At 64.7% G+C, this 3,532-nt stretch carries 4 protein-coding genes; 1 reads left to right on the top strand and 3 read right to left on the bottom strand.

Annotation, left to right across the window (positions count from 1 at the left end):
• Positions 1-399 (top strand): beta-propeller domain-containing protein (locus Q0520_RS08950; RefSeq protein ID WP_298669072.1); only part of this gene is annotated, 399 nt, incomplete at its 5' end.
• A 417-nt stretch (positions 400-816) separates the two neighbouring features.
• Here Q0520_RS08950 and Q0520_RS08955 read toward each other — a convergent pair.
• Genes Q0520_RS08955 through Q0520_RS08965 form a run of 3 tightly spaced genes read right to left on the bottom strand, consistent with a single transcriptional unit; the run spans position 817 to position 3,411 of the window.
• The gene (locus Q0520_RS08955; RefSeq protein WP_298669075.1) at positions 817-1,650 is read right to left on the bottom strand and encodes an ABC transporter permease; all 834 of its coding nucleotides are present in this window, start codon (positions 1,648-1,650) and stop codon (positions 817-819) included.
• A complete protein-coding gene (locus Q0520_RS08960) occupies positions 1,651-2,592 on the bottom strand; it encodes an ATP-binding cassette domain-containing protein (protein WP_298669077.1) in 942 nt (313 codons plus the stop codon). It abuts the gene before it with no gap.
• Positions 2,593-2,610: 18 nt separating this feature from the next.
• The gene (locus Q0520_RS08965; protein ID WP_298669079.1) at positions 2,611-3,411 is read right to left on the bottom strand and encodes a Clp1/GlmU family protein; all 801 of its coding nucleotides are present in this window, start codon (positions 3,409-3,411) and stop codon (positions 2,611-2,613) included.
• Positions 3,412-3,532 lie beyond the last annotated feature (121 nt).

The raw sequence follows: 3,532 nt of genomic DNA on the forward strand, positions 1-3,532 counted from the left end.
GTCATCGGCGGCCAGATGACCGGGTCCCCGGCCCTCGAGGACCACAGGGCCTTCTTCTTCGACGAGAGGCGCGGCGTCCTGGTCCTCCCGGTCTTCGATCACGGGGGGGAGTATCCCTCCTCCTCCTCCTCCTCTCCCTGGAACGGTGCGTACGTCTTTACCGTCTCCGAAGAGGAGGGCATCGACCATATCGGGACCATCGCCCACGAACCCTCATGGGACGGGCGGGTGGAGAGGACAGTGCGCTTCGACGAGACCCTGGCCACGGTCTCCGAACTCTCCGTCGTCCTGACCGACCTCCCCGACTGCACCCGTGCGGGGTCTGTGGTCCTCGGGGAGTCGACCCTCCCCCCGCCGGTGGTGACCACCGGGGGGCCCCTGCCCCCTGCGATGGGATAGAGAGGGAAAGTTCGTATCCTTCTAACCTCTGGTAAGGCCGTCCCGCTATCTTTCAGGTTTCAGGAAAGATTCGTGCGAGGAAATTTCTGGGATACCGACGGATCCCGACTCTAAACTCTCCAGGGTCCAGAGGTGTGATCTGTATCCGATAGGTTCCGTTTTCTCTCACCGTAAAATCGGGATGGTAGGGGAGGTAATCACCTTCGGGGTGCATCAGGGTGAATGTATCATTGAATGCGACATACGGGCCTTTATGGATCACTATGTTCACTTTCTCAGATCCGGCATAAAACTCTACGATCCATATCTCATATCAAACATTGGTGGTGAGATTGACCTCACAAACTGATTTTTCCGATAACTCTCTTCCAAAAATAAATTATCTCCGAATAAAATGTCTGATCGTGATGCTGCATCTCAGGTCACCGTGACCTGCCGGAAGCGCCAGCGTGCAAGGAGATAGGTGAAGGCGGCGAAGACGAGGAGGACGCAGAAGGAGAAGGCGACGTCTGCGGCCGTCGTCACGTAGCGGACGCCGATGGCGGTGAAGTCAGGGCCGATGGCGAAGTAGCGGATGCCGACGATGAGGTGGGTGAGGGGGTTTACCGCGGCAAGGGCCTTGAGGGCGTCGGGCAGGGTGGCCGTCGGGTACAGGGCATTCGAGGCGAAGAAGATCGGGAGAGTGAGCAGGGTGATCACGGCCTGCAACCCCTCGGGCGTCTCCATCGTGACCGCGATCGCCGAGGAGAGGAAGAGAAAACCGAGGGCGAAGACGCCGATGAACGCGAGCATGCCCGCGACGGCGACGACAGTCTCCATCGCGCTGAATCCGGCGAAGAACTCGACGCCGAGGAGGAGGCCGAAGCCGGTGATGACGATCGCCTGGAGGTACGACTTTGTCACGCCCGAGAGAGCGATGCCGATGATGATACTGCCGCGGGGGAGAGGGCTTGCGACGATCTCCCTCAAGAGGCCCCAGTTTTTGTCGAAGAGGAAGATGATCCCGCCGTACAGGCTCGTGAAGAGCGTGGTGAGGGCGATCACCCCGGCGCACATGAAGGTGAGGTAGCCGATCGTCACCGTGCCGGGTGCGGCGACGCCCGGGACGAACCGTTCGAAGGAACTCGCCATCCCGATCCCGAAGAAGGCGAGCCAGAGGGCGGGCTGTATGAGGGAGGCTACGAGGACGGACTTGAAGCGGACGAACCGGAGGAGGTCGCGCCAGGTGATGGTGAGAAAGCGGAGGTCCATCTATGTCTCCCCGGCGAGCGCCCGCCCTGTGTAGTGGACGAAGACGTCGTCCATCGAGGGCTTCTTCAGGTTCACCGCCGTCACCGTGATCCCCTCCCCGGCCATCGCCGCCATGACGCCGGGGAGGAGGCGGGTGCCGTCCGTGGCCGTCATGAGGAGCACCCCTCTCGCCTTCTCCCGCACCTCCTTCACGGCGGGCATCGCTCTGAGGACGGCCGCCGCCCGTTCCTTCTCCACGGTCTCCAGGTAGATGAGGTCCTGGCCGAGGGCGTTTTTCAGGTCGATGGGCCGACCCTGGAGGACGATCCGCCCGCCGTCGACGAGGTTGATCCTGTCGGAGAGGTGGTCGGCTTCGTCCATGTAGTGGGTGGTCAGGAAGATCGTCGTCCCGGCCCTGTTCACCTCCCGGATCGCGTCCCAGATCCGACGCCGCGTCTTCGGGTCGAGACCGATCGTCGGTTCGTCTAGGAAGAGTATCTTCGGGCGGGTCAGGAGGCCGCGGGCGATCTCAAGCCGCCTCTTCATCCCGCCGGAGAGGTGGCGGGTGAGGACGTCCCTCTTCTCCGTCAGGTCGACGAGGGCGAGGAGGTCGTCGATACGCCGCATCCTCTCCCCTTTCTCCATGCCGTACAGGCGGCCGTGGAACTCCAGGGTCTCCCGGACAGTCATGTCCCGGTCGAGGGTGACCTCCTGGAAGACGATCCCGATCGCCTCCCGCACCCGGTCGGGCTCGGCCGCCACGTCGAACCCGGCCACCCTGACCCGCCCCCTCTGGAGGGGGAGGAGGGTGGTGAGCACGTTGATCACCGTGCTCTTGCCGGCGCCGTTCGGTCCGAGGAAGGAGAAGATCTCCCCATCCTCGACGGTGAAGCTGATCCCCTGCACGGCCTTCACTTTCCCGAAGGAGTGTTCGAGCCCCTCCACCTCGATGACCGCCGCCATCTCTCTTCCTTCCCTGCTTCATCCCTCTTGAAGATAGCGGGGTGGCGGCAGGTCCGGCCTGAAGTCCGCCACCTCCAGGCAGGCGGGGGTGCCGGGCGCCGGCGGGGGTGCGGTGAGAGTGACGCCCTCCGGCCCCGTTGCGCTGACGATCCCGGCGGTGAGGACCCAGCCGTCGGCGTTGAGGAGGGCGGCGAAGTGGCCGACGGTCGGGGCGTGGCCGATACGGAGCACGTCAGGGCCGACGACGACCTCCTCCGCACCCTCCATGTGGCGGGCGAGTCTTTCGGCGCGGTACCGCCGCCTCTCGCCCTGCGACCGCCGCCGCGCCGCGGGTGCCGGCGGGAGGCGGTGGACCTGCACGGCCGGGAAGGGTGCGAGGATGCGGCCGATCTCTGCCTGCCTGCCGATGGCGACGATGGCGTCGGGCCTGAGGACCTCGATCGACCGTCTCTGGAACTCCACCCCGCCGTCGCTCCAGATGTAGCCGCAGGAGTCGACGAGGACGACCTCCGGGCCTTCGGCGACGGCGGCGTCGAGGAGGCGCCGCAGGCCGGTGAGGGTCGCAAGGAGTGCGTGCGAGGGGGAGAACGCCCCGGTGAACCGGAGGCGGATCCTCCCGTCCGGGAGGGCGAGGCCGAGGGTGCCGGGCGGGCCGAGGACCGACTGCCCCGGGTCGCCGTCGATGTAGGCGACGCCCCCCCTCTGTGCGGCGATCCAGCGGGCAAGGGTCGTCTTGCCGCAGTCGCTCGCGCCGAGGAGGAAGACAGTGCCCTCCAGGTCGTGCAGAAGTTTTTCCCATTCTGGTGTCGGGACAATCATCGTATCGCCATCTGATGACGATCTTAAAATATACCCCTATCCTCTAGAGGAGAAAAGGGGGAGGACAGACATGACACTGATGGAGTGTTGCCAGGTGCCGGTCGTGAGCGTCCCGCCGGAG

It is taken from the genome of uncultured Methanofollis sp. (assembly GCF_937919355.1).
GTDB lineage: Archaea > Halobacteriota > Methanomicrobia > Methanomicrobiales > Methanofollaceae > Methanofollis.